This is a genomic window from Streptomyces sp. NPDC059906 (genome assembly GCF_042730645.1).
Lineage (GTDB): Bacteria > Actinomycetota > Actinomycetes > Streptomycetales > Streptomycetaceae > Streptomyces > Streptomyces rubrogriseus.
The window spans coordinates 279,778-300,892 of sequence record NZ_JBHWKU010000004.1 but is presented as its reverse complement, the minus strand read 5'-3'; the positions used below and the strand labels follow the sequence as shown (position 1 = coordinate 300,892).

Genomic DNA, 21,115 nt, shown 5'->3' with positions numbered 1-21,115 from the left:
CGCGTTCGGACCGCGTACGGCTCAACGGCTCAGCCTAGACGGGTTTCGCCCCATGCCGCCCGGTTCATCTCCCCGACGGGTGGTGTACATGGCCGAAACCTTGACAACTGGCCGGAGCAAGCAGGAGATTGACGCGCGTAGAGTCCCGCGCCACGTCACATCCCCGGAGGGATCCGTTGGCCAGCAAGTCCTCCGCGCGCCTCGCCGCGCTCACCGTCGCCGCCGTCTGCTCGGCGGCGTCCACCGTCGTCCTCACCACGCCCGCGCACGCCGCCTCCACAGCGGCCGGCCCGGTGCGGATCCACGACGTCCAGGGCAGCACCAGGCTGTCGCCGTACGCCGGCGAGCAGGTCACGGACGTGGCCGGAATCGTCACCGGGGTCCGCGGCTACGGCTCCTCCAAGGGCTTCTGGATGCAGGACCCGCTGCCGGACGCGGACCCGGCCACCAGCGAGGGCGTCTTCGTCTTCACGAGCAAGGCCCCCCAGGTCGCCGCCGGAGACGCGGTCACCGTCTCCGGCACGGTCTCGGAGTACGTCCCCGGCGGTACGTCCTCGGGGAACCAGTCGCTGACCGAGATCACCCGTCCGACGGTCGCCGTCGTCTCGGGCGGCAACGCGGTCCCGGCCGCGACGACCGTCTCCGCCCGCTCCGTGCCCCGCGCGTACGCCCCCGAGGGCGACGGGGCGGCGAACGGCTCGGTCAACGCCCTGCCCCTGCGGCCGAGGACGTACGCCCTGGACTACTACGAGTCCCTGGAGGGCATGAACGTCCGGGTCGCCGACGCCCGGGTGGTCGGCGCCTCGGACCCGTACACCGAGCTGTGGGTCACGGTGAAGCCCTGGGAGAACCCGAACCGCCGCGGCGGCACGGTCTACGGCTCCTACGACGACCGGAACACCGGCCGGCTGCAGATCCAGTCGCTGGGCAAGCCGGCCGACTTCCCCGCCGCCGACGTGGGCGACACGCTCGCCGGTACCACCGCCGGTCCGCTGGACTACAACCAGTACGGCGGCTACACCCTGGTCGCCAGCGAGATCGGCGCCCTGGAGAGCGGCGGCACGGAGCGCGAGTCGACGCGCCGGCAGAGCGCGCGCGAGCTGGCGGTGGCGACGTACAACGTCGAGAACCTCGACCCGTCGGACGACACCTTCACCGCGCACGCCGAAACGATCGTGCACCGCCTGAAGTCCCCCGACATCGTGTCGCTGGAGGAGATCCAGGACAACAACGGCGCCACGGACGACGGCACGGTGGCCGCCGACGCGACGGTCGGCAAGCTGATCGACGCCGTCGTCGCGGCCGGCGGCCCGCGCTACGAGTGGCGGGGCATCGACCCGGTCGACAAGGCGGACGGCGGCCAGCCCGGCGGCAACATCCGCCAGGCGTTCCTGTTCAACCCGGAGCGGGTCTCCTTCACCGACCGGGCGGGCGGCGACGCCACCACCGCCACCGGAGTGCGGAAGGTGCGCGGCAGGGCGGCGCTGACCCTCTCTCCCGGCCGGGTCGACCCGGCCGACCCGGCCTGGGAGGACAGCCGCAAGCCGCTGGCCGGCGAGTTCGTCTTCCGCGGCCGGACGGTCTTCGTGATCGCCAACCACTTCAACTCCAAGGGCGGCGACCAGGGTCTGACGGCGCAGTACCAGCCGCCGTCGCGCGGCTCGGAGACCCAGCGCCACGCCCAGGCGAAGGTGGTGAACACCTTCGTCAAGGAGATCCTGGCCGCCCAGAAGAACGCGGACGTCGTCGCTCTCGGCGACATCAACGACTTCGAGTTCTCGCGGACCGCCCGCATCCTGGAGGGTGACGGGGCCCTGTGGTCGGCGGTGAAGTCGCTGCCGAGGAGCGAGCGCTACTCGTACGTCTACCAGGGCAACAGCCAGGTCCTGGACCAGATCCTGGTCAGCCCGTCGGTGCGCCGCGCCGGACACCTGTCCTACGACAGCGTGCACGTCAACGCCGAGTTCCACGACCAGATCAGCGACCACGACCCGCAGGTGCTGCGGTTCCGTCCGTAACAGGACCCCGGTGGGGGCGGGTTCGGGGCGTCAGCGGGGCACGAGGCCCAGCGCGTGGTCGTAGCGGCTGACCGTGCTGCTCTTCAGGCCCTGCCAGGTCTGCACCCGCTCCCACTGGGATGACGTCGAGCCGACACCGTCGCCGGGTGCGGCGAGGGCGTCGCGATGGGCCTGGGCGCTCTCCCACTCGGCGTAGTTGAGGACGCGCGTGCCGTCGGTGCTGAGGTGGAAGTGGGCGGAGAGGCCCCCGGGGCGCGGGTCCGGCTCGCTCTCCAGGGCCTCGAAGACGGCGTCGACCCAGGCGCGCTGACGGTCGGGGTCGGGCCCCTCGAACTCGATGTCGACGATCACGATGCAGCCGGGGACGACGGCGGCCGCCGGGTCCTCGCGCCGCGTGCTGCGGTAGCGGCGGTACCTGCCGAGATCCAGCCGTTCGATGCCCGGCACGGCGGTGTCGATCTCGTCGACGCGCTCCTGCCGGAGGGTCTTGGCGAAGGCTTCGTACGCCTGCTCGCTCGCCCACTGGGAGTAGTGCAGCAGCGTGCTGCCGTCGTGCCCGGTGTAGACGTGGTACCCGCGCAGGGCGTCGGCGGGCCAGGGCCGGCTCTCCCAAGTACGGGCGATGGCTTCGACGGTCTGCCGCTGCCGCTCGGGGGCGCCGACCCGCCACGTACTGAAGAAGGGCGCCAGGACGTCGGGGCGGGCCAGGTCGGGGTGGGTGTCGGTGCGGCGGGTCATGCCGGCCTCCAGTGATCGGTTTCCGTCGGTGCACGTACCACCCTCCGACCTCAACTAAGGTTGAGGTCAAATCCCTTCCGGCACCGGTGGAACGGCGCATGGGGCGAGGGGCCCCGTCCGGAGCCCCTCGCCCGTGCGCCGTCCCGTGCGTGCGCTCAGCAGTGCCCGTGCTGCCGGCGCCGCACGAGGCTCGCCGCGACCACCACGCCCGCCGCCGCCCCGGCGGCCAGGATGGCCCGCGGGTGCCCGAGCCCCGCCCGCACCGCACCTCGTGCCCGGCCGGGCCGCGCGTGCCGCTCCGCGGGACCCTTGGCCCGGCCCGCCCCGTCGTGCGCGGTGCGCCCGGCCCGGCCCGCCTTGTCGTGGACGGTGTGCCCGGCGTGCGCGGCGGAACTGCGCAACTGGACGCTCATCGCGCCCGCCTTGTCCTTCAGGTCGGCGGCCCGGGCCTTGGCGCGGCCCTTCACGTCGGCCTTGCCCGCGAGTTCCTCCACGGTGTCGCCGAGCTGGCCGCGGGTCTGTTCGATCTGCCTCCGCAGCTCGTCGGGGCCCTTGGCCCCGCCGACCGGCTGCTCGGTGGAGCCGCTCCTCGAACCGTCCCGGCTCGTCGCGTCGGTCATCGATGTGCCCTTTCCCTGATCTGGTCCACGTCGGCCCTGACGCTGCCGAGGGTCTCCTCGGGCTTGGGCGGCACGGCCCGGCGGAGCTGGGAGCGACCGGTCATGGCCAGTACGCCGGCGATCACGAAGAGCGCCGCCGTCACGATGAGCGCCGCGGCCCAGACGGGCAGTACCAGCGAGAGCGCGGCGGTGGCCGTGCCGGCCAGGGCGAACAGGCCCACGTAGGCGATGGCGCCCGCGGCACCGAGCATGCCGCCGCCGCGCCCGGCGCGCTTGCCCTTCTCTGCCAGTTCCATCTTGGCGAGGGCCACTTCCTGGCGCACGAGCCGGGAGAGCTGTTCGGTGGCCTGCCCGACGAGTTCGCCCACGGAGTGCTGCTCGTCGTGCACCGGCCTGGTGTGCATGGTTCCGGTCACGGTGTTCCCGCCTCCTCTCGGTTCGGAGCACCCCGGGTACCCCGGGCCGAACGGCGCTACCCCTGCCGGTACCCGCACCGTCCCCGCTCTCGGGCCACTCCCTTCACCCTGAAGCATTCGTTACATATACCTCGTAGCAGAATTAAGTGGAGCTACACTGTCCGGCCGCCGACACTACTCCCATGACTACAGACGACGACTCCGCCCCCTTCGGCCGCAGCCTGTGCGCCATGGTCACGCCCTTCACCGGCTCCGGCGCTCTCGACCTCGACGGTGCCCAGCGGCTCGCCGACCGGCTGGTCTCGCGGGGCTGCGACGGCCTGGTGCTGTCCGGCACCACGGGCGAGTCGCCGACCACCACGGACGCCGAGAAGGCGGCACTGGTGACGGCGGTCAGGGAGGCGGTCGGGGACCGCGCGGCCCTCGTCGCCGGGGTCGGCACCGCGGACACCCGGCACACCGTGGAACTGGCCCTGGCCGCCGAGAAGGCCGGAGCGGACGGACTGCTGGTGGTCGCGCCGTACTACAGCAGGCCGCCGCAGGACGCCCTGGAGGCGCACTTCCGCGAGGTCGCCGACGCCGGCGGCCTGCCCGTGATGCTGTACGACATCCCGGGCCGCACCGGCACCCGCATCGAGCCCGCCACCGTCGTCCGGCTCGCCGGTCACCCGCGGATCGTGGCCGTCAAGGACTGCTCGTACGACCTCCTCGGCACCCAGAAGGTGCTGTCCCGCACCGGTCTGGCGTACTACGCGGGCTGCGACGAACAGGTCCTCCCCCTCTACGCGATCGGAGCGGCGGGGTACGTCAGCACCGTCGCCAACGTCGTGCCGGAGCTGTTCCGGGCCGTCCTCGACGCCTTCGACGCGGGCGACACCGGCCGGGCCGCCCTGCTCCAGCGGCGGGCGGTCCCGCTCGTCGAGTCCATGATGGCGGCCGGCCTGCCCGGCACGGTCACCGCCAAGGCGCTCCTCGGCGCGCTGGGCCTGCCGGCGGGCCCGGTCCGCGCACCGCTGCGGGACGCGGACCGGGAGACCACCGCCGGCCTGCTGGCGGCCTACGGGGAACTGGCCGCCGACGCCGGTCAGTCCCAGGCGTAGCCGTCGCCGAACAGCAGGGTGTGCTCCAGTACGTCCTCCGCCGGGTCGTCGATCTGCCCGACGTGGACGTTGAGGAGCCCCACCCGGGGGCCGTTGTGCGAACCGGTCGTCGTCTCGTCGGCGTGCGCGGTCCCGGCGGCCCCCACCGGGAGCCAGCACACCAGCACCGCGGCGCCCGCCCCGGCCAGCAGGCGGCGGGCCGCGGCCCGCACCCGCTCGTTCGGCGTCTCGGGCGTGTTCTCAGGCGTCATCCCAGGTCCTCGTCTCGTCGGATCGGCGTCTGATCGGACTCTGCGTCCACCCCTTCATCCGCCAGGACCACCGACAAGTCACGGGCAGTCATCCGTACGTGCGGTCACGGTGCGGCGATGAGCAGAAGACGCTACGTGGCCCGGGGCCGTCGCTGGTGGGCGACCACTACGAACTGTGAAGAGGTGAGCGCCGTAGGCTGGGCCCCCGCAGATGGCCGACAGGGGGCGACAGGAGGGGCCGAGGTGCCGGAGAAGACGCCGGGCAGGACGCCGGCCGGGCCTACGGTGGCCGAGGTGACGGCCGAGGTGATGGCCGAGCTGGCCGGGCTCGAGGATCCGCGGATCCGGGCGGTGAACGAGAAGCACGGCGACGACCACGGTGTGAACCTCACCAGGCTGCGCGCGATCGCGAAGCGCCTGAGGACGCAGCCGGAACTGGCACGCCGGCTCTGGGCGACGGACGACACCGCCGCACGGCTGCTGAGCCTCCTGATCTGCCGTCCCAAGGCCCTGGACCGCGACGAGCTGGACACCATGCTCCGCGAGGCCCGCACTCCGAAGGTGCACGACTGGCTCGTCGCCTACGTGGTGAAGAAGAACCCGCACGCCGAGGAACTGCGCGTGGCCTGGACCGCCGACCCGGACCCGGTGGTCGCGAGCGCCGGCTGGGCGCTGACCACGGAGCGCGTGACGAGGAAACCGGCCGGTCTCGACCTCCCGGGCCTGCTCGACACCGTCGAGTCGGAGATGAGCGACGCCCCGGACCGCCTCCAGTGGGCGATGAACCACTGCCTGGCCCGGATCGGCATCGACCACCCCGAACACCGCCCCCGCGCCCTCGCCGTCGGCGAACGCCTCGGCGTCCTGAAGGACTATCCGACTCCCCCGGGCTGCACCTCCCCGTACGCCCCCGTCTGGATCACGGAGATCGTCCGCCGCCGACAGGAGAAGACCACCCCCGCGAACACCTGAGCGCCCTCCCCGCGACGGGCGGAGAGGGCACTCGGCGAGCACGGCCGTGCGACGGCTCAGTTGTGGCTGTGCAGGACCTCGTTCAGGCCGCCCCACACCGCGTTGTTCGGGCGGGCCTCGACCGTGCCGGTGACCGAGTTGCGGCGGAAGAGGATGTGGGAGGCGCCGGAGAGTTCGCGGGCCTTGACGACCTGGCCGTCGGGCATCGTGACGCGGGTGCCCGCAGTGACGTAGAGACCGGCCTCGACCACGCACTCGTCGCCCAGGGCGATGCCGACGCCCGCCTCGGCGCCGACCAGGCAGCGCTCGCCGATGACGATGCGGACGTTGCCGCCGCCGGAGAGGGTGCCCATGGTGGAGGCGCCGCCGCCGATGTCGGAGCCGTCGCCGACGACGACGCCCGCGGAGATGCGGCCCTCGACCATCGAGGTGCCCAGCGTGCCGGCGTTGAAGTTGACGAAGCCCTCGTGCATGACCGTGGTGCCCTCGGCCAGGTGCGCGCCGAGGCGGACCCGGTCGGCGTCGGCGATGCGGACGCCCTTGGGGGCGACGTAGTCCGTCATGCGGGGGAACTTGTCGATCGAGGTGACCTGGAGGTGCAGGCCCTCGGCCCGGGCGTTGAGGCGTACCTTCTCGATGTCGTCGACGGCGACCGGGCCCAGCGAGGTCCAGGCGACGTTGGCGAGGTGGGCGAAGATGCCGTCCAGGCTCTGGCCGTGCGGCTTGACCAGGCGGTGGGAGAGCAGGTGCAGGCGCAGGTAGACGTCGTGGGTGTCGACCGGCTTCTCGTCCAGCGAGGCGATGACCGTGCGGACCGCGACCACCTCGACGCCGCGGCGGGCGTCCGGACCGACCGCGGCGGTGGCGCCGCCGCCCAGGAGTTCGGCGGCCTGTTCGGCGGTGAGGCGCTCGGTGCCGGAGGGACCGGGCTCGTCGGACAGTTCGGGGGCCGGGAACCAGGTGTCGAGGACGGTGCCGTCGGCGGCGATCGTGGCGAGGCCCGCGGCCACGGCGCCGGTGGTGCGGGGAGCAGTCGTGTCGGTCATGAGGGCAACCTAACCGGCGGTCGCCGGTGGAAGCGAGCCGGGACCGGGGGCGTCTCGGGTGCCGGGCACGGGGAGCAGCCGGGTGAGCACCTCGCGCGCGTACTCCTCGTCGTACGGCGTGTCCGTGAGCAGGACCTGGAGGCAGATGCCGTCCAGTACGGCGACCAGGGCACGGGCCGTCGTGGGGTCCGTGCGGGCGGCGAGCAGGGCGCCCACGCCCTCGGCCCACTCGGCGGCGACCGGGCGCAGCGCGGGGCGGCGCAGGGCGGCGAGGTACAGCTCGTACTCCAGCTCCACGCCGGTGCGGTCGCCGCCCAGCCATTCGCCCAGGACACGGGCGAGTTCGCCGGGCAGGTCGGCCTCGGGGTCGGACAGGGCGGGGTGCGCCGCGACGACCCCGGCGAAGCCCTCGTTGGCCTGGCGCAGGGCGGCGACCATGAGGTCGTCGAGGGTCGCGAAGTGGTACGTCGTGGAGCCGAGCGGCACGTCCGCCTCGGCGGCGACCGTGCGGTGGCTGAGCCCGGCGATGCCCGCCCGTCCGACGACCCTGATCGCGGCGTCGATGATGCGCTGGCGGCGCTCCGGATCGTGGCGGCGGGGCATCAGTGCGCCCCGCCCAGGTTGAGGACGACCACGCCGATGATGATCAGCGCGATGCCGGCGGCCTTGGTGAGGGTCATCCCCTCGCCCATGAAGGCCACGCCGATGGTGGCGATGGCCGCCGTGCCGACCCCGGCCCAGATGGCGTACGCCGTGCCGACGGCGAGGATCTTCAGGGTCTGGGCGAGCAGCGCGAAGGAGAGGACGTACGCCAGTGCGGTCAGCAGGGACGGCACGAGCCTGCTGAAGCCCTCGCTGTACTTCATGGCGGTGGTGCCGGCGACCTCGGCGGCGATGGCTCCGGCCAGGAGCAGATATCCCATGTGTACGAGCGTACATAACGACGGACGCGGGCGGGTGCGAACACGAGAAACGGCGGCACCCGAAGGTGCCGCCGTTCTCCGAAGCGGTGCTGCCGGTGTGGCTCAGACGTTGAACCCCAGCGCGCGCAGCTGCTCGCGGCCGTCGTCCGTGATCTTGTCGGGGCCCCACGGCGGCATCCAGACCCAGTTGATGCGCAGCTCGCTGACGAGGCCGTCCGTGGCGGACTTGGCCTGGTCCTCGATCACGTCGGTCAGCGGACAGGCCGCCGACGTCAGGGTCATGTCGATGGTGGCGATGTTCGCGTCGTCGACGTGGATGCCGTAGATCAGGCCGAGGTTGACGACGTCGATGCCCAGCTCGGGGTCCACGACGTCCATCAGGGCCTCGCGGAGCTCCTCCTCCGAGGCCGGCTTCATCTCCAGGGTCTCGCTCATGCCGTCGTCTCCTTCTCGGCGTCGGCGCCGTCCAGCGCCTGGGCCGTCGCGTCCTTCCAGGCCATCCAGCTCAGCAGGGCGCACTTGACCCGGGCCGGGTACTTCGAGACCCCGGCGAACGCGACCGCGTCCTCCAGGACCTCCTCCATCGCGTCGTCGGGCTCGATCCTGCCCTTGGACTGCATCAGCTCCAGGAAGGTCTCCTGGATCCGCTGCGCCTGGGCGAGGTCCTTGCCGACCAGCAGGTCGTTCAGCACGGAGGCGCTCGCCTGGCTGATGGAGCAGCCCTGGCCCTCGTAGCTGACGTCGCTGATCGTCGTACCGTCGTACTTCACGCGGAGCGTGATCTCGTCGCCGCATGTCGGGTTGACGTGGTGGACCTCGGCGTCGCCATCCCGCAAGCCCCGCCCGTGCGGGTTCTTGTAGTGGTCCAGGATGACTTCCTGGTACATGGAGTCCAGCTTCATGCTCTTCGCTCGTCCCGTCAGCCGAAGAAGTTCCGTACGTGCTCCAGGCCGTCGACCAGTGCGTCGATCTCGGCCGGCGTGGAGTACAGATAGAACGACGCTCGCGTGGTCGCAGGAATTCCGTAGCGCAGGCAGACGGGGCGGGCGCAGTGGTGGCCGACCCGGACCGCGATGCCCTGCTCGTCGAGGACCTGGCCCACGTCGTGGGGGTGGATGTCCCCCAGCGTGAAGGAGATCGCCGCGCCCCGCTCCTCGGCCGTGGTGGGGCCGATGATGCGCAGGTCCGGGACCTCCAGCAGACGCTTGACCGCGTACTCGGTCAGCGCGTGCTCGTGGGCGAGGATCTTGTCCATGCCGATCGAGTTGAGGTAGTCGATCGCCGCGCCGAGACCGACCGCCTGGGCGACCGGGGGCGTGCCCGCCTCGAACTTGTGCGGGGCCGGGGCGTAGGTGGAGGAGTGCATCGAGACGGTCTCGATCATCTCGCCGCCGCCGAGGAACGGCGGGAGGTCCTCCAGGAGCTCCTGGCGCCCCCACAGCACGCCGATGCCGGTCGGGCCGCACATCTTGTGGCCGGTGAAGGCCACGAAGTCGGCCTGGAGGGCCTGCACGTCCAGCGGCATGTGCGGCGCGGCCTGGGAGGCGTCGATGCAGACCAGCGCGCCGACCTCCTGGGCGCGGCGCACGATCGCCTCGACCGGGTTCTGGGTGCCCAGGATGTTGGAGACCAGCACGAAGGAGACGATCTTCGTCTTCTCGGTGATGACCTCGTCGATGTTGGACAGGTCCAGGCGGCCGTCGTCGGTGAGACCGAACCAGCGGAGCTTCGCGCCGGTGCGCTGCGCCAGCAGCTGCCACGGCACGATGTTGGAGTGGTGCTCCATCTCCGTGATGACGATCTCGGTCTCGTGGTCCACGCGGTAGGGGTCGTCGGCCCAGCCCAGCATGTTCGCGACCAGGTTGAGCGACTCCGAGGCGTTCTTGGTGAAGATCACCTCGTCGCGCGAGGGCGCGTTGACGAACTCCGCGACCTTGTCACGCGCGCCCTCGTACAGCGCCGTGGCCTCCTCGGCGAGGACATGCACGCCGCGGTGGACGTTGGCGTTGTAGCGCTCGTAGTACTCACTGAGCGCGTCCAGCACCTGCCGCGGCTTCTGGCTGGTCGCCGCGTTGTCCAGGTACACGAGCTTGTGCCCGTCGTGGACCTGGCGGTCCAGAATGGGGAAGTCCTTGCGGATCGCCTCTGTGTCGAGGAGGCCCGGCAGCTGTGTCACTCGGATGCGCCGCCCTTCGTGTATGCCTCGTAGCCCTCGGCCTCCAGCTTGTCGGCCAGCTCGGCGCCGCCGGACTCGGCGATGCGGCCGTTGGCGAAGACGTGGACGTGGTCGGGCTTGATGTAGCGCAGGATGCGCGTGTAGTGCGTGATCAGCAGGGTGCCGACCTCGCCGGTCTCGCGGACCCGGTTGACGCCCTCGGAGACGACGCGCAGGGCGTCGACGTCCAGTCCGGAGTCGGTCTCGTCGAGGATCGCCATCTTCGGCTTGAGCAGCTCCAGCTGGAGGATCTCGTGGCGCTTCTTCTCACCGCCGGAGAAGCCCTCGTTGACGTTGCGCTCGGCGAAGGCGGGGTCCATGTTGAGGCGCTCCATGGCCTCCTTGACCTCCTTGACCCAGTGCCGCAGCTTGGGGGCCTCGCCGCGCACCGCGGTGGCGGAGGTGCGCAGGAAGTTGGAGACCGAGACGCCGGGGACCTCGACCGGGTACTGCATGGCGAGGAACAGGCCGGCGCGGGCGCGCTCGTCGACGGACATCTCCAGGACGTCCTCGCCATCGAGGGTGACGGTGCCGCCGGTGATCGTGTACTTGGGGTGACCCGCGAGGGAGTAGGCGAGGGTCGACTTGCCGGAGCCGTTGGGGCCCATGATGGCGTGCGTCTCGCCCTGCTTCACGGTGAGGTCGACGCCCTTGAGGATCTCCTTCGTGGCGTTGTCGGCCTCGACGGTGACGTGCAGGTCTCGGATTTCAAGCGTTGCCATGGGTGCCTCAGGACTCCTGGGTGAGGGAGACGAGCACGTCGTCCCCTTCGATCTTTACGGGGTATACGGGGACGGGGCGCGTCGCCGGCAGACTGTCGGGCTTGCCGGAGCGGAGGTCGAAGCGCGAGCCGTGCAGCCAGCACTCGATGTGGCAGTCGTCGACCTCGCCCTCGGCCAGCGAGACGTTCGCGTGCGAGCAGATGTCGTGGATGGCGAACAGCTCGCCCTCGGTCCGCACGACGGAGATCGGCGTGCCGTCGAGTTCCACCCGCTTGGGGGTGTCCTCCTCCAGCTCGCCCGCTCCACAGACGCGTACGAAGGTCATGCGACCGACGCCTCCAGCTCCTGTGCGATCTTGCTGAGCAGGCGCTCCTCGATGTCCGCGACGCCGATCTGCTGGACCAGCTCGGCGAAGAAGCCGTGGACCACCAGGCGGCGGGCGTCCAGCTCGGGGATGCCGCGCGCCATCAGGTAGAAGAGCTGCTCGTCGTCGAAGCGGCCGGTGGCGGAGGCGTGACCGGCGCCGACGATCTCGCCGGTCTCGATCTCCAGGTTGGGCACGGAGTCGACCCGCGCGCCGTCGGTGAGGACGAGGTTGCGGTTCATCTCGTAGGTGTCGGTGCCCTCGGCCGCGGCCTCGATGAGCACGTCGCCGATCCACACCGCGTGCGCGTCGTCGCCCTGGAGCGCGCCCTTGTAGACGACGTTCGACTTGCAGTGCGGGACGTTGTGGTCGACCAGGAGGCGGTGCTCCTGGTGCTGGCCGGCGTCGGTGAAGTACAGGCCGAACAGCTCGGCCTCGCCGCCGGGTCCGGCGTAGGCCACGCGCGGGTGCAGCCGGACCAGGTCGCCGCCGAAGGTGACGACGAAGGACTTGAAGGCCGCGTCGCGGCCGACCAGGGCGTTGTGCTGGCCGACGTGGACGGCCTTGTCGTCCCAGTCCTGGACGGAGACGACGGTCAGCCTGGCGCCGTCGCCCAGGACGTAGTCGACGTTGGCGGCGAGGACCGCGTCACCGGTGTGGTCGATGACGACCACGGCCTCGGCGAAGGCGCCCAGCTCGACGATCTGGTGGGCGTAGGCGGTGCCGCCCTCGCCGTGCACGGCGATGCGGATCGGCTCGGTGAGGACCGTCTCCTTGGGGACGGTGATCACGCCGGCCTTCTCGAACGCCGAGTAGGCCTGGGCGGCGACCCGGTCCACGGGGGTCCCGGCCCTGCCGATGCGCGCGTCGTCGCGGCCGACGGTCTCGACGACGACGCCCTCGGGCGCCTCGATGTCGACCTTCACGCCGTCGCCGGTGGCGACGGCGGTGCCGTCGTGCAGCCCGCGCAGCCGCTCCAGCGGCGTGAACCGCCATTCCTCCTCGCGGCCGTGGGGGACCGGGAAGTCCGCCACGTCGAAGGACGCGGGCGCGCTCATGCGCGTGGCGACGGTCGACTCGGCGGCCACCGCGATCTGGCCCGCGGTGGTGGACCCCACGGGGATGTTCTGAGCCTCAGCCATGGCTGTCGGTCTGCTCTCTTCCTGCGTTCCTGGATCTGGTGACTGCGGTGGGGGCGGGGGTCAGCCGACCGCGCCCTCCATCTGCAGCTCGATCAGCCGGTTGAGTTCGAGGGCGTACTCCATGGGCAGCTCCTTGGCGATCGGCTCGACGAAGCCGCGCACGATCATCGCCATCGCCTCGAACTCGCTCAGACCGCGGCTCATCAGGTAGAAGAGCTGGTCCTCGGAGACCTTGGAGACGGTCGCCTCGTGGCCCATGGACACGTCGTCCTCGCGGACGTCCACATAGGGGTACGTGTCGGAGCGGGAGATGGTGTCGACGAGCAGCGCGTCGCACAGCACGTTCGACTTGGAGCCGTGGGCGCCCTCGCCGATCTCGACGAGACCGCGGTAGGAGGTGCGGCCGCCGCCGCGCGCCACGGACTTCGAGACGATGTTGGAGGAGGTGTTCGGCGCCATGTGGACCATCTTGGAGCCGGCGTCCTGGTGCTGGCCCTCGCCCGCGAAGGCGATGGAGAGGGTCTCGCCCTTGGCGTGCTCGCCCATCAGGTAGACGGCCGGGTACTTCATCGTCACCTTGGAGCCGATGTTGCCGTCGATCCACTCCATGGTCGCGCCCTCGTACGCCACGGCGCGCTTGGTGACCAGGTTGTAGACGTTGTTCGACCAGTTCTGGATGGTCGTGTAGCGGCAGCGGGCGTTCTTCTTGACGATGATCTCGACGACCGCGGAGTGCAGCGAGTCCGACTTGTAGATCGGCGCGGTGCAGCCCTCGACGTAGTGCACGTAGGCACCCTCGTCGACGATGATCAGGGTCCGCTCGAACTGGCCCATGTTCTCCGTGTTGATGCGGAAGTAGGCCTGGAGCGGGATCTCCACGTGCACGCCCTTCGGCACGTAGATGAAGGAGCCGCCGGACCACACGGCGCTGTTCAGCGAGGCGAACTTGTTGTCACCGACGGGGATGACGGTGCCGAAGTACTCCTTGAAGAGCTCCGGGTGCTCCTTGAGGGCCGTGTCGGTGTCCAGGAAGATGACGCCCTGCTCCTCCAGGTCCTCGCGGATCTGGTGGTAGACGACCTCCGACTCGTACTGGGCCGCGACACCGGCGACGAGGCGCTGCTTCTCCGCCTCGGGGATGCCGAGCTTGTCGTACGTGTTCTTGATGTCCTCGGGCAGGTCCTCCCAGGACTCCGCCTGCTTCTCCGTGGAGCGCACGAAGTACTTGATGTTGTCGAAGTCGATCCCCGACAGGTCCGAGCCCCAGTTCGGCATGGGCTTCTTCTCGAAGAGGCGCAGGCCCTTGAGACGGAGCTTGGTCATCCACTCCGGCTCGTTCTTCTTCGCGGAGATGTCGCGGACGACGTCCTCGTTGATGCCGCGCTTGGCAGAGGCGCCGGCCGTGTCGGAGTCGGCCCAGCCGTATTCGTACTTGCCCAGGCCCTCGAGCTCGGGGTGAGCAGTCTCCGTGGGGAGAGTCATGCGGGGTTCCTCCCGGCCGTGCTTGCAGATGCGTTAGCGGTGTTCTCGGGCGCGCGCGCCGGGGGTGGCGCGTGCGAAGTCTTCGGAATGAACGTGGTGCAGACCCCGTCGCCGTGCGCGATGGTCGCGAGCCGCTGTACATGCGTACCGAGCAGCTCGGCGAAAAATTCCGTCTCCGCCTCGCACAGCTGCGGGAACTGCTCCGCGACGTGGGCGACCGGGCAGTGGTGCTGGCACAGTTGCTCGCCCTGCTGGGGGTGGGGTGCGCTCCGCGCGGTAGCAGCGTACCCGTCCTCGCTCAGGGCCTTGGCCAGGGCTTCGGCGCGCTTCTCGGCGGGGACGGACTCGACGGCCGCGCGGTACGCGCCCGACTGGGCGGCGATCCGGGCGCGGGCGAAGGCGGCGATCGCCTGCTCCCCGCCCTCCTGCTCGGCGATCCAGCGCAGGGCGTCGGCGGCCAGCTTGTCGTACGACTGGTCGAAGGCGTCGCGGCCGCAGTCGGTGAGCGCGAAGACCTTGGCGGGCCGCCCGCGCGTGCGCGCGCCGTAGACCCGCTGCTCACGGGGTTCGACCACGTCGTCGGCGACCAGGGCGTCGAGGTGGCGCCGGACGGCGGCCTGGGTCAGGCCCAGGCGTCCGGCGAGCTCGGCGACAGTGGACGGCCCGTGGTCCAGGATGGAGCGCGCGACCCGGTTGCGGGTGGACCGCTCACCGGTCGCGAGTTCCTCCTGCGGAGCCTCACCGACGTTTTTCACAACGCCATTGTTGCGTAATTCCTCCGGGGCGGGCAAGCCGCGTCCGGATCATCGGACGGTGCCCTGCGTCACTTAGGCATACCTAAGGTGACCTGCGGAAACGATCTTTGATCGATCAGCCGCCGGGCAATCCGCTGGCGTCCGCGACCGGCTTCCGGAACACTCCCCCGCATGCCCACGCCCCCTCCGACCGGCCCACTCGTCACCCGCGGCACGCTCGCCGCCGGGCTGCGCGAACTGGGTGTGCGCACCGGCGACACCCTCCTCGCGCACTCCTCCCTCAGCTCGCTCGGCTGGGTCTGCGGAGGCCCCGTCGCGGTGGTCCAGGCGCTGCTCGACGTGCTCGGCCCGGGCGGCACCCTGGTGGTCCCGACGCAGACGGGCGACCTCTCGGACCCGGCCCTGTGGACCAGCCCGCCGGTGCCCGAGGCGTGGTGGGAGGCCGTCCGCGCGGCGACGCCTCCGTACGACCCGCTGATCACGCCCTCGCGCGGCGTCGGCGTGGTCCCGGAGACGGTCCGCACCTGGCCCGGCGCCCGGCGCAGCGCCCATCCGCAGACCTCCTTCGCGGCCCTGGGCGCCCGTGCCGCCGAGGTGGTCGCCGGCCACGCGACCGACTGCCGGCTGGGCGAGCGCAGTCCGCTGGCCACGCTGGAACGGCTGGACGCCCGGGTCCTGCTGCTCGGCGCGGGCTACGACGCGTGCACCGCCTTCCACCTCGCCGAGTACCGGACCCCCGCCCCGCTGGTGGAGGTGGGGCGCCCGGGGCCGGTGGGCTGGGAGCGGGTGACGGAGGTGTCGATCACGTCGGAGCGCTTCGACGAACTGGGCCACGACTTCGAACGGGACCGCCCGGTCGCGCGCGGCAGGGTCGGCGCGGCCGACGGACGCCTGTTCTCCCTGCCGGACGCGGTCGGGTACGCCGAGCGGTGGCTGCCCGTGCACCGCCCTCGCGAGTGAGCCCCGTACCGGCGGCGAGGAGGTTTTCCACACCCCCGCGCCCGGCCGGTCGTCCGTCTCCCTAGACTCGTGACCCATGCGAAGCGAGCCCGTGGTCCAGGTCCAGGCCCTGGTGAAGCGGTACGGCACGAAGACCGCGGTGAACGGCCTCGACCTGGTGGCCCGCACGGGCGTCACCGCCGTGCTCGGCCCCAACGGGGCGGGCAAGACGACCACGGTCGAGACCTGTGAGGGATACCGCAGACCGGACTCCGGGACGGTGCGCGTCCTGGGCCTGGACCCGGTGCGGCAGGGCGCCGAGCTGCGCCCGCGGATCGGCGTGATGCTCCAGTCCGGCGGCGTCTACTCCGGCGCCCGCGCGGACGAGATGCTGCGCCACGTCGCGAAGCTGCACGCCCACCCGCTGGACGTCGACGCGCTGATCGAGCGGCTCGGTCTCGGCTCGTGCGGCCGCACCACGTACCGCAGGCTCTCCGGCGGGCAGCAGCAGCGGCTCGCCCTCGCGATGGCCGTGGTCGGCCGCCCGGAGCTGGTGTTCCTGGACGAGCCGACCGCCGGCCTCGATCCGCAGGCCCGCCGCGCCACCTGGGACCTGGTGCGGGACCTGCGCGGCGACGGGGTCTCGGTGATCCTCACCACGCACCACATGGACGAGGCCGAGCAGCTGGCCGACGACGTCGCCATCATCGACACCGGCCGGGTCGTCGCCCAGGGCTCCCCCGAGGAGCTGTGCCGCGGCGGCGCCGAGAACACCCTGCGGTTCACGGGCCGCCCGGGACTGGACGTCGCGTCCCTGCTCAAGGCGCTGCCCCCGGACTCCGCGGCCGCCGAGCTGACCCCGGGCTCCTACCGGGTGAACGGCGAGGTCGACCCGCAACTGCTCGCGACGGTGACCTCCTGGTGCGCCCAGCACGGGGTGATGCCGGACCGCATCTCGGTGGAGCGGCACACACTGGAGGACGTCTTCCTGGAGCTCACGGGCAGGGAGTTGCGCTCATGATTTCGGTCGACACCGAGGACGGCCGGGGGTCCGGGGGTTGCCCCCCGGGAGGACACAGCCTGGAGCTCACGGGCAGGGAGTTGCGCTCATGATTTCGGTCGACACCGAGGACGGCCGGGGGTCCGGGGGTCGCCCCCCGGGAGGACACAGCCTGGAACTGACGGGCAAGGAGCTGCGCGGGTGACCACGACGACAGGGACCCCCGGGGACACGGGCACGCCCGGCAGCGCGGGGACGTACACGCCCAGGCCCGGCGCCGCTCCGCTCGGGCGCATGATCGCGGCCCAGGCCGTGCTCGAGACGAAGATGCTGCTGCGCAACGGCGAGCAGCTGCTGCTGACGGTGATCATCCCGACGCTGCTGCTCGTCCTGTTCAGCTCCGTGGACATCATCGACACCGGAGCCGGGGAGGCGGTCGACTTCCTCGCCCCGGGCATCCTCGCGCTGGCCGTGATGTCGACGGCGTTCACCGGGCAGGCCATCGCCACCGGCTTCGAGCGCCGGTACGGGGTGCTGAAGCGGCTGGCCGCCTCCCCGCTGCCGCGCTGGGCCCTGATGACCGCGAAGACGGCATCGGTGCTGGTCACCGAGGTGCTCCAGATCGTGCTGCTGACGGTGATCGCCCTCGCACTGGGCTGGTCGCCGCACGGCAACCCGGCGGCCGTGCTGCTGCTCCTGGTCCTCGGCACCGCCGCCTTCTCCGGGCTGGGTCTGCTGATGGCGGGCACGCTCAAGGCGGAGGCCACGCTGGCCGCCGCCAACCTGGTCTTCCTGCTGCTCCTCGTGGGCGGCGGGGTGATCGTGCCGCTGGACAGGTTCCCGGACGCGGCGCAGGACGTGCTGGGGCTGCTGCCCATCTCCGCCCTGTCGGACGGCCTGCGGGACGTCCTCCAGCACGGGGCCGCGATGCCCTGGGGCGACCTGGGGATCCTCGCCGGGTGGGCGGTCGTGGCGCTCGCGGCCGCGGGGAAGTTCTTCCGCTGGGAGTAAGAACACATGCCACGGACCGACCCTCGTGAAAGCGTGCACAAGCGGGCGCCTACGATGGACGGCGTGCCAAACGTGACCCGTGCCGACGCCGTAGCCGCCGTGCGCAACCCGCTCGCCTTCATCGCCGCGCGCTGGACCCCGCATCCCCGGACGGTCCAGCGGGCGGCCCTCGCGCCGATCGTGATGTCCGTGATCATCGTCGTCACCGGCGGCGCCGTCCGGCTCACCGGCTCCGGCCTCGGCTGCCCGACCTGGCCCAAGTGCACCGACGACTCGCTCACCACCACGAGCGAGATGGGCTTCCACGGCATCATCGAGTTCGGCAACCGCATGCTGACCTACGTGCTGTGCGCCGCGGTCGGCTGGGCGATCATCGCCGCCCGCTCGCAGAAGCCCTACCGGCGCAGCCTCACCCTGCTGGGGTGGGCGCAGTTCTGGGTCGTGATGAGCAACGCCGTGCTCGGTGGCGTCGTCGTGCTCGTCGGCCTCAACCCCTACACGGTCGCGGCGCACTTCGTGGCGACGACGGCGCTGCTGACCCTGGCCACGGTGATGTGGCAGCGCACCCGGGAGGGCGACACGGCACCGCGCCCGCTGGTCGGCAGGTCCGTGCAGCAGCTGGTGTGGGTGATGGTCGTCGTCTCCGCGCTGCTGATCACGGTCGGCACCGTCGTGACCGGCGCCGGACCGCACGCGGGCGACTCCAGCGACGTGCCGCGCATGCCGGTCGACTGGGAGATGATCAGCAAGGGGCACGCCGTCCTGGCGTGGATCGTGGTGACGCTGACGTTCGCCCTGTGGTTCGTGCTGAAGGCGGTCGACGCGCCCAAGGGCCCGCTGGCCCGCACCCGCGACCTGTTCCTGGTGCTGCTGGCGCAGGGGGCAGTGGGCTACATCCAGTACTTCACCGACCTGCCCGAGGTCCTCGTCGGCCTGCACATGTTCGGCTCGTGCCTGATGTGGATCGCGGTGCTGCGGGTGCTGCTGGCACTGCGCGAGCGGCCCGAGGAGACGGTGCCCGGGCTGCCCGCTCAGGAGTACGACGCCACCAGCGTGTCGATGGCCGGTCCCAGGTAGCTCCGGGTCAGCTCGGCGCGGCGGGCGGTCCACTCTCCCGTGGCCGCGGGTCGCGCGCGGTTCCCGTACCGCCGTTCGGTGATGTCCTCGACGACCTCGCCGGGCGCGCCCAGGGCGGGCAGCTCGTCCAGGGCCTGCCGCTTGGTGATCAGGCGGCCCTCGCGCAGCGTGACGGTGGCGCGGGCGAAGGTGATCAGCCCCAGGTCGACCCAGACGTCCTGCGACCACAGCTCCGCCCTGCGCACGTGCGGACGCCAGAATTCCCGCTGGTCGCGGACGACGAAGGCGTCCAGTTCCCGGTCCGGCACCGAAGGCAGCAGCTGCTCCGGCGGCTCGCCGTGCAGGACGCGGCCGAAGCTGTGGAGTTCGCGCCGGGTGACCGGGGTGACCGTCCGCTTGAAAAGCTGCTGGTGGGCCCAGGTCAGATGCCGCTGGTCGGGGTCGGCGACCGTGTCGGGCGACAGGTAGGTGCAGTGCAGCAGCCCGGCCAGGGGCTCGGCGCGCAGGCGGGCGTGGAGCAGCCCGAGCCGCCAGGCCGTGCGCGCCGTGGCCGGCCGGGGCAGGACCGCGATCAGGTCCAGGTCGCTGCGGCCCTCCTGGTAGTCGCCCGCGCCCAGTGACCCGTGTGCCCAGACGGCGACGGGGTCGAGGGGCGTGAGGCCGGTGAGGAAACGGTCGAGCAGGGCGTCGGTCGGCATGCGCCCAGTCTCGACGACCCCCTGCGGTGTGTACACCCGTCACTCCAGTCCGTACACCCGCGCGGCGTTCCCCGAGGCGATCATCCCCGCGACCCGCTGGGCGTCCCCGAGCGACCACGCCCCCTCGGCCACCCAGGCGCCCAGCACCCGCCCGAGGGCCTCGCGGAACAGCCGGGCGGCGACCACGTGCAGTTCGGGCAGGCCCTGGGCGCCGCTGGAGAACAGGATCTTGCCGAAGGGGGCCAGCTCCAGGATCTCCGCGAGGACCGTCGCCGCGCGGGCGCCGGTGCGCACCAGGGCGGCGCCGGAGTCGGCGTAGACGTGCGGGAAGACCCCGGCCAGGTGGGCGGCGTGGCGGTGGTACGGGTAGCCGTGCAGCAGGACCAGGTCGGTGCCGAGGCCCGCGGTGGCCCGCACGAAGTCGGTGAGCAGGACCGGGTCGGTGCGGTCGATGCGCAGGCCCGGTTCGCCGAGACCGGCGTGCAGCTGGAGCGGCAGGCCGGAGGCGACGGCGATCCACAGCAGGTGGCGCAGCAGTACGGGGTCGCTCAGCTCCCCGCCGACCTCGCGCCCGGTGAGCCAGCGGGCGGCGGCCCCGCGCACCTCGCCGGGGCCGGGCGGCTCCGGGGCGAGGGACAGTCCGTGCCGTACCCCGGCGACGGAGGTGAAGGCGACCGCGTTCGCGGCGGCGCCGTGCACGGCCTCGGCGAGATTGGCGAGGAAGGACTCGACGGTGCCCGAGGTGTCGGCGACCTGCTCGGCGAGCAACTCCAGGCGCACGATCTCGCGCGTGTCCGCGTCCGCGGCGGTGGCCATCTCGGTGGGGCCTGTGAGGTCTCCGGGCAGTCCCGCGTCGACCAGGTAGGTGGTGATGCCGCTGCCGCGCAGGAGCCTGCGGTCGGCCTCCATGACGCCCAGTTCGCGGCGCCGGGCCAGGTAGCGGGCGGGCGGGCAGTGCGGTTCCAGGCCGAGCAGGGGCGGGCACCAGCGGCGTACCGCGAAGCCGGTCTGGGTGTCGAAGAGGGTGGTGCCCGGTGCGGGCGGGCCCTCCGTGCGGGCCAGCTGGGCCTCGAAGGTGCCGAGGCCCAGCTCCGTTCTCAGGACGCCGTGGCAGTACTGGTCCACCAGGGACGGCGTTTCGATCATCCGGGCTCCCCGTGCTGGGACCGTGCGCCTCGCGGCTTCCTACAGGTCCTAACGGGTGAACCCGCCTTCAGGTGTTGCTCGGGCCCCCGACCTGGATGCCGGCCATGCGGGACCACTCGTAGCGGCCCGTGGTGACCTTGGCCGCGAACTCGCCGTCGAAGTCCTCGTGGACGGTGATCCCGGACTTCTCCACGGCCTTCTGCGCGGTCTCGTAGGTGCGCGCGACCAGGTCGCCCCAGGCACCGTCTTCGCCGACCAGCACGATCCGGGCACCGCGCTCGCCGAGGTAGGCCACCTGGGCCTCGGCGCCGCCATGGGCCTTGGAGAAGGAGTCGATCCGCCCGGCCAGCCGGGTCACCCGGCGCTCGGCCCACCGGTCGGCCTTCGTGTCCACCTGCTGCGTGTCTGCCATGACCAGGATGCTACCGACGGGTAGATCGAACGGCGACGGGCGGGGTGCGTGGCCTTGACCACGCACCC

Annotated in this window: 25 protein-coding genes; 7 read left to right on the top strand and 18 right to left on the bottom strand. The window is 71.7% G+C overall.

The genetic code is table 11. The features are described 5' to 3' along the window. The first annotated feature begins 176 nt into the window (after positions 1–176). Positions 177–2,018: an endonuclease/exonuclease/phosphatase family protein gene (locus ACFV9J_RS09075; RefSeq protein ID WP_385351984.1), complete on the top strand. Its 1,842-nt coding sequence runs from the start codon at positions 177–179 to the stop codon at positions 2,016–2,018. A gap of 30 nt (positions 2,019–2,048) precedes the next feature. On the opposite strand, the gene ACFV9J_RS09070 is transcribed toward ACFV9J_RS09075, so the two are convergent. The 3 genes from ACFV9J_RS09070 to ACFV9J_RS09060 all read right to left on the bottom strand — a co-directional run bounded on the left by ACFV9J_RS09070 (position 2,049) and on the right by ACFV9J_RS09060 (position 3,792). Beyond that, a complete protein-coding gene (locus tag ACFV9J_RS09070; protein ID WP_385351982.1) occupies positions 2,049–2,756 on the bottom strand; it encodes an antibiotic biosynthesis monooxygenase in 708 nt (235 codons plus the stop codon). A gap of 155 nt (positions 2,757–2,911) precedes the next feature. Then, positions 2,912–3,376 carry a DUF3618 domain-containing protein gene (locus ACFV9J_RS09065; RefSeq protein ID WP_385351980.1) on the bottom strand — a complete coding sequence of 155 codons (465 nt, stop codon included), beginning with the start codon at positions 3,374–3,376 and terminating at the stop codon, positions 2,912–2,914. Next, the gene (locus ACFV9J_RS09060; protein WP_385351978.1) at positions 3,373–3,792 is read right to left on the bottom strand and encodes a phage holin family protein; all 420 of its coding nucleotides are present in this window, start codon (positions 3,790–3,792) and stop codon (positions 3,373–3,375) included. The genes ACFV9J_RS09065 and ACFV9J_RS09060 overlap by 4 nt, the downstream gene beginning before the upstream one ends. 182 nt (positions 3,793–3,974) lie before the next feature. Here ACFV9J_RS09060 and dapA point away from each other — a divergent pair, with 182 nt between their 5' ends. Then, entirely contained in the window at positions 3,975–4,892 is a 918-nt protein-coding gene (dapA, locus tag ACFV9J_RS09055; protein WP_385351975.1) for a 4-hydroxy-tetrahydrodipicolinate synthase, read from the top strand. Here dapA and ACFV9J_RS09050 read toward each other — a convergent pair. Then, positions 4,877–5,143: a hypothetical protein gene (locus ACFV9J_RS09050; RefSeq protein WP_385351972.1), complete on the bottom strand. Its 267-nt coding sequence runs from the start codon at positions 5,141–5,143 to the stop codon at positions 4,877–4,879. The two genes, dapA and ACFV9J_RS09050, sit on opposite strands and share 16 nt — an antisense overlap. 243 nt (positions 5,144–5,386) lie before the next feature. Between ACFV9J_RS09050 and ACFV9J_RS09045 the strand changes: the two genes are divergently transcribed. Continuing rightward, the gene (locus tag ACFV9J_RS09045) at positions 5,387–6,115 is read left to right on the top strand and encodes a DNA alkylation repair protein (RefSeq protein ID WP_385351970.1); all 729 of its coding nucleotides are present in this window, start codon (positions 5,387–5,389) and stop codon (positions 6,113–6,115) included. A 56-nt stretch (positions 6,116–6,171) separates the two neighbouring features. Here the strand turns inward: ACFV9J_RS09045 and dapD are convergent, their stop codons facing one another. The 11 genes from dapD to ACFV9J_RS08990 form a co-directional block, all read right to left on the bottom strand. Continuing rightward, entirely contained in the window at positions 6,172–7,161 is a 990-nt protein-coding gene (gene dapD / locus ACFV9J_RS09040; protein ID WP_385351967.1) for a 2,3,4,5-tetrahydropyridine-2,6-dicarboxylate N-succinyltransferase, read from the bottom strand. A 9-nt stretch (positions 7,162–7,170) separates the two neighbouring features. Then, positions 7,171–7,764 carry a TetR/AcrR family transcriptional regulator gene (locus tag ACFV9J_RS09035; RefSeq protein ID WP_385351965.1) on the bottom strand — a complete coding sequence of 198 codons (594 nt, stop codon included), beginning with the start codon at positions 7,762–7,764 and terminating at the stop codon, positions 7,171–7,173. Beyond that, positions 7,764–8,084, bottom strand: a complete 321-nt coding sequence (locus tag ACFV9J_RS09030) for a multidrug efflux SMR transporter (RefSeq protein ID WP_003976901.1) — start codon at positions 8,082–8,084, stop codon at positions 7,764–7,766. Before ACFV9J_RS09030 ends, ACFV9J_RS09035 begins: the two co-directional genes overlap by 1 nt. 102 nt (positions 8,085–8,186) lie before the next feature. After that, positions 8,187–8,519: a metal-sulfur cluster assembly factor gene (locus ACFV9J_RS09025; RefSeq protein ID WP_059301801.1), complete on the bottom strand. Its 333-nt coding sequence runs from the start codon at positions 8,517–8,519 to the stop codon at positions 8,187–8,189. Beyond that, positions 8,516–8,986, bottom strand: a complete 471-nt coding sequence (gene sufU / locus ACFV9J_RS09020; RefSeq protein WP_030868583.1) for a Fe-S cluster assembly sulfur transfer protein SufU — start codon at positions 8,984–8,986, stop codon at positions 8,516–8,518. The genes ACFV9J_RS09025 and sufU overlap by 4 nt, the downstream gene beginning before the upstream one ends. A 17-nt stretch (positions 8,987–9,003) precedes the next feature. Next, positions 9,004–10,260 (bottom strand): cysteine desulfurase, encoded by a 1,257-nt coding sequence (locus ACFV9J_RS09015; protein WP_109031968.1) that lies wholly within the window; start codon positions 10,258–10,260, stop codon positions 9,004–9,006. Then, on the bottom strand, positions 10,257–11,021 hold the full coding sequence (sufC, locus tag ACFV9J_RS09010) for a Fe-S cluster assembly ATPase SufC (RefSeq protein WP_385351958.1): 765 nt from the start codon (positions 11,019–11,021) through the stop codon (positions 10,257–10,259). The genes ACFV9J_RS09015 and sufC overlap by 4 nt, the downstream gene beginning before the upstream one ends. A gap of 7 nt (positions 11,022–11,028) precedes the next feature. Then, complete coding sequence (locus ACFV9J_RS09005) at positions 11,029–11,346, bottom strand: non-heme iron oxygenase ferredoxin subunit (protein WP_279565804.1); 318 nt, start codon at positions 11,344–11,346, stop codon at positions 11,029–11,031. Then, positions 11,343–12,527 carry a Fe-S cluster assembly protein SufD gene (gene sufD / locus ACFV9J_RS09000; protein ID WP_385351955.1) on the bottom strand — a complete coding sequence of 395 codons (1,185 nt, stop codon included), beginning with the start codon at positions 12,525–12,527 and terminating at the stop codon, positions 11,343–11,345. The genes ACFV9J_RS09005 and sufD overlap by 4 nt, the downstream gene beginning before the upstream one ends. A 60-nt stretch (positions 12,528–12,587) precedes the next feature. Further along, positions 12,588–14,009: a Fe-S cluster assembly protein SufB gene (sufB, locus tag ACFV9J_RS08995; RefSeq protein WP_003976894.1), complete on the bottom strand. Its 1,422-nt coding sequence runs from the start codon at positions 14,007–14,009 to the stop codon at positions 12,588–12,590. Further along, entirely contained in the window at positions 14,006–14,764 is a 759-nt protein-coding gene (locus ACFV9J_RS08990) for a metalloregulator ArsR/SmtB family transcription factor (RefSeq protein WP_361007729.1), read from the bottom strand. The genes sufB and ACFV9J_RS08990 overlap by 4 nt, the downstream gene beginning before the upstream one ends. Positions 14,765–14,935: 171 nt before the next feature. Between ACFV9J_RS08990 and ACFV9J_RS08985 the strand changes: the two genes are divergently transcribed. From ACFV9J_RS08985 to ACFV9J_RS08970, 4 genes are all read left to right on the top strand, one after another. Next, entirely contained in the window at positions 14,936–15,724 is a 789-nt protein-coding gene (locus ACFV9J_RS08985) for an aminoglycoside N(3)-acetyltransferase (RefSeq protein ID WP_385351950.1), read from the top strand. A 76-nt stretch (positions 15,725–15,800) separates the two neighbouring features. Then, on the top strand, positions 15,801–16,724 hold the full coding sequence (locus tag ACFV9J_RS08980) for an ABC transporter ATP-binding protein (RefSeq protein WP_109031964.1): 924 nt from the start codon (positions 15,801–15,803) through the stop codon (positions 16,722–16,724). Between the two features lie 180 nt (positions 16,725–16,904). Then, positions 16,905–17,714, top strand: a complete 810-nt coding sequence (locus ACFV9J_RS08975) for an ABC transporter permease (RefSeq protein WP_385351946.1) — start codon at positions 16,905–16,907, stop codon at positions 17,712–17,714. A gap of 6 nt (positions 17,715–17,720) precedes the next feature. After that, on the top strand, positions 17,721–18,791 hold the full coding sequence (locus tag ACFV9J_RS08970; RefSeq protein ID WP_385351943.1) for a heme A synthase: 1,071 nt from the start codon (positions 17,721–17,723) through the stop codon (positions 18,789–18,791). Here ACFV9J_RS08970 and ACFV9J_RS08965 read toward each other — a convergent pair. The 3 genes from ACFV9J_RS08965 to ACFV9J_RS08955 form a co-directional block, all read right to left on the bottom strand. Continuing rightward, positions 18,746–19,489 carry a nucleotidyltransferase gene (locus tag ACFV9J_RS08965; RefSeq protein WP_385351941.1) on the bottom strand — a complete coding sequence of 248 codons (744 nt, stop codon included), beginning with the start codon at positions 19,487–19,489 and terminating at the stop codon, positions 18,746–18,748. The two genes, ACFV9J_RS08970 and ACFV9J_RS08965, sit on opposite strands and share 46 nt — an antisense overlap. Before the next feature lie 39 nt (positions 19,490–19,528). Then, the gene (locus tag ACFV9J_RS08960; RefSeq protein ID WP_385351938.1) at positions 19,529–20,635 is read right to left on the bottom strand and encodes an amidohydrolase family protein; all 1,107 of its coding nucleotides are present in this window, start codon (positions 20,633–20,635) and stop codon (positions 19,529–19,531) included. Between the two features lie 67 nt (positions 20,636–20,702). Continuing rightward, positions 20,703–21,047 (bottom strand): hypothetical protein, encoded by a 345-nt coding sequence (locus tag ACFV9J_RS08955; protein WP_189749942.1) that lies wholly within the window; start codon positions 21,045–21,047, stop codon positions 20,703–20,705. Between the last annotated feature and the right edge of the window lie 68 nt (positions 21,048–21,115).

Excerpts from the sequence above, each read along its gene's own strand:
- ACFV9J_RS08965 (WP_385351941.1), bottom strand. The coding sequence starts at position 19,489 with ATGCCGACCGACGCCCTGCTCGACCGTTTCCTCACCGGCCTCACGCCC.
- ACFV9J_RS08980 (WP_109031964.1), top strand. The coding sequence starts at position 15,801 with ATGCGAAGCGAGCCCGTGGTCCAGGTCCAGGCCCTGGTGAAGCGGTAC.
- ACFV9J_RS08985 (WP_385351950.1), top strand. The coding sequence starts at position 14,936 with ATGCCCACGCCCCCTCCGACCGGCCCACTCGTCACCCGCGGCACGCTC.
- ACFV9J_RS09065 (WP_385351980.1), bottom strand. The coding sequence starts at position 3,376 with ATGACCGACGCGACGAGCCGGGACGGTTCGAGGAGCGGCTCCACCGAG.
- sufD (WP_385351955.1), bottom strand. The coding sequence starts at position 12,527 with ATGGCTGAGGCTCAGAACATCCCCGTGGGGTCCACCACCGCGGGCCAG.
- sufB (WP_003976894.1), bottom strand. The coding sequence starts at position 14,009 with ATGACTCTCCCCACGGAGACTGCTCACCCCGAGCTCGAGGGCCTGGGC.
- dapD (WP_385351967.1), bottom strand. The coding sequence starts at position 7,161 with ATGACCGACACGACTGCTCCCCGCACCACCGGCGCCGTGGCCGCGGGC.
- ACFV9J_RS09035 (WP_385351965.1), bottom strand. The coding sequence starts at position 7,764 with ATGCCCCGCCGCCACGATCCGGAGCGCCGCCAGCGCATCATCGACGCC.
- ACFV9J_RS08955 (WP_189749942.1), bottom strand. The coding sequence starts at position 21,047 with ATGGCAGACACGCAGCAGGTGGACACGAAGGCCGACCGGTGGGCCGAG.
- ACFV9J_RS09050 (WP_385351972.1), bottom strand. The coding sequence starts at position 5,143 with ATGACGCCTGAGAACACGCCCGAGACGCCGAACGAGCGGGTGCGGGCC.
- ACFV9J_RS08960 (WP_385351938.1), bottom strand. The coding sequence starts at position 20,635 with ATGATCGAAACGCCGTCCCTGGTGGACCAGTACTGCCACGGCGTCCTG.
- dapA (WP_385351975.1), top strand. The coding sequence starts at position 3,975 with ATGACTACAGACGACGACTCCGCCCCCTTCGGCCGCAGCCTGTGCGCC.
- ACFV9J_RS08970 (WP_385351943.1), top strand. The coding sequence starts at position 17,721 with ATGCCACGGACCGACCCTCGTGAAAGCGTGCACAAGCGGGCGCCTACG.
- ACFV9J_RS09030 (WP_003976901.1), bottom strand. The coding sequence starts at position 8,084 with ATGGGATATCTGCTCCTGGCCGGAGCCATCGCCGCCGAGGTCGCCGGC.
- sufC (WP_385351958.1), bottom strand. The coding sequence starts at position 11,021 with ATGGCAACGCTTGAAATCCGAGACCTGCACGTCACCGTCGAGGCCGAC.
- ACFV9J_RS09025 (WP_059301801.1), bottom strand. The coding sequence starts at position 8,519 with ATGAGCGAGACCCTGGAGATGAAGCCGGCCTCGGAGGAGGAGCTCCGC.
- ACFV9J_RS09070 (WP_385351982.1), bottom strand. The coding sequence starts at position 2,756 with ATGACCCGCCGCACCGACACCCACCCCGACCTGGCCCGCCCCGACGTC.
- ACFV9J_RS09005 (WP_279565804.1), bottom strand. The coding sequence starts at position 11,346 with ATGACCTTCGTACGCGTCTGTGGAGCGGGCGAGCTGGAGGAGGACACC.
- sufU (WP_030868583.1), bottom strand. The coding sequence starts at position 8,986 with ATGAAGCTGGACTCCATGTACCAGGAAGTCATCCTGGACCACTACAAG.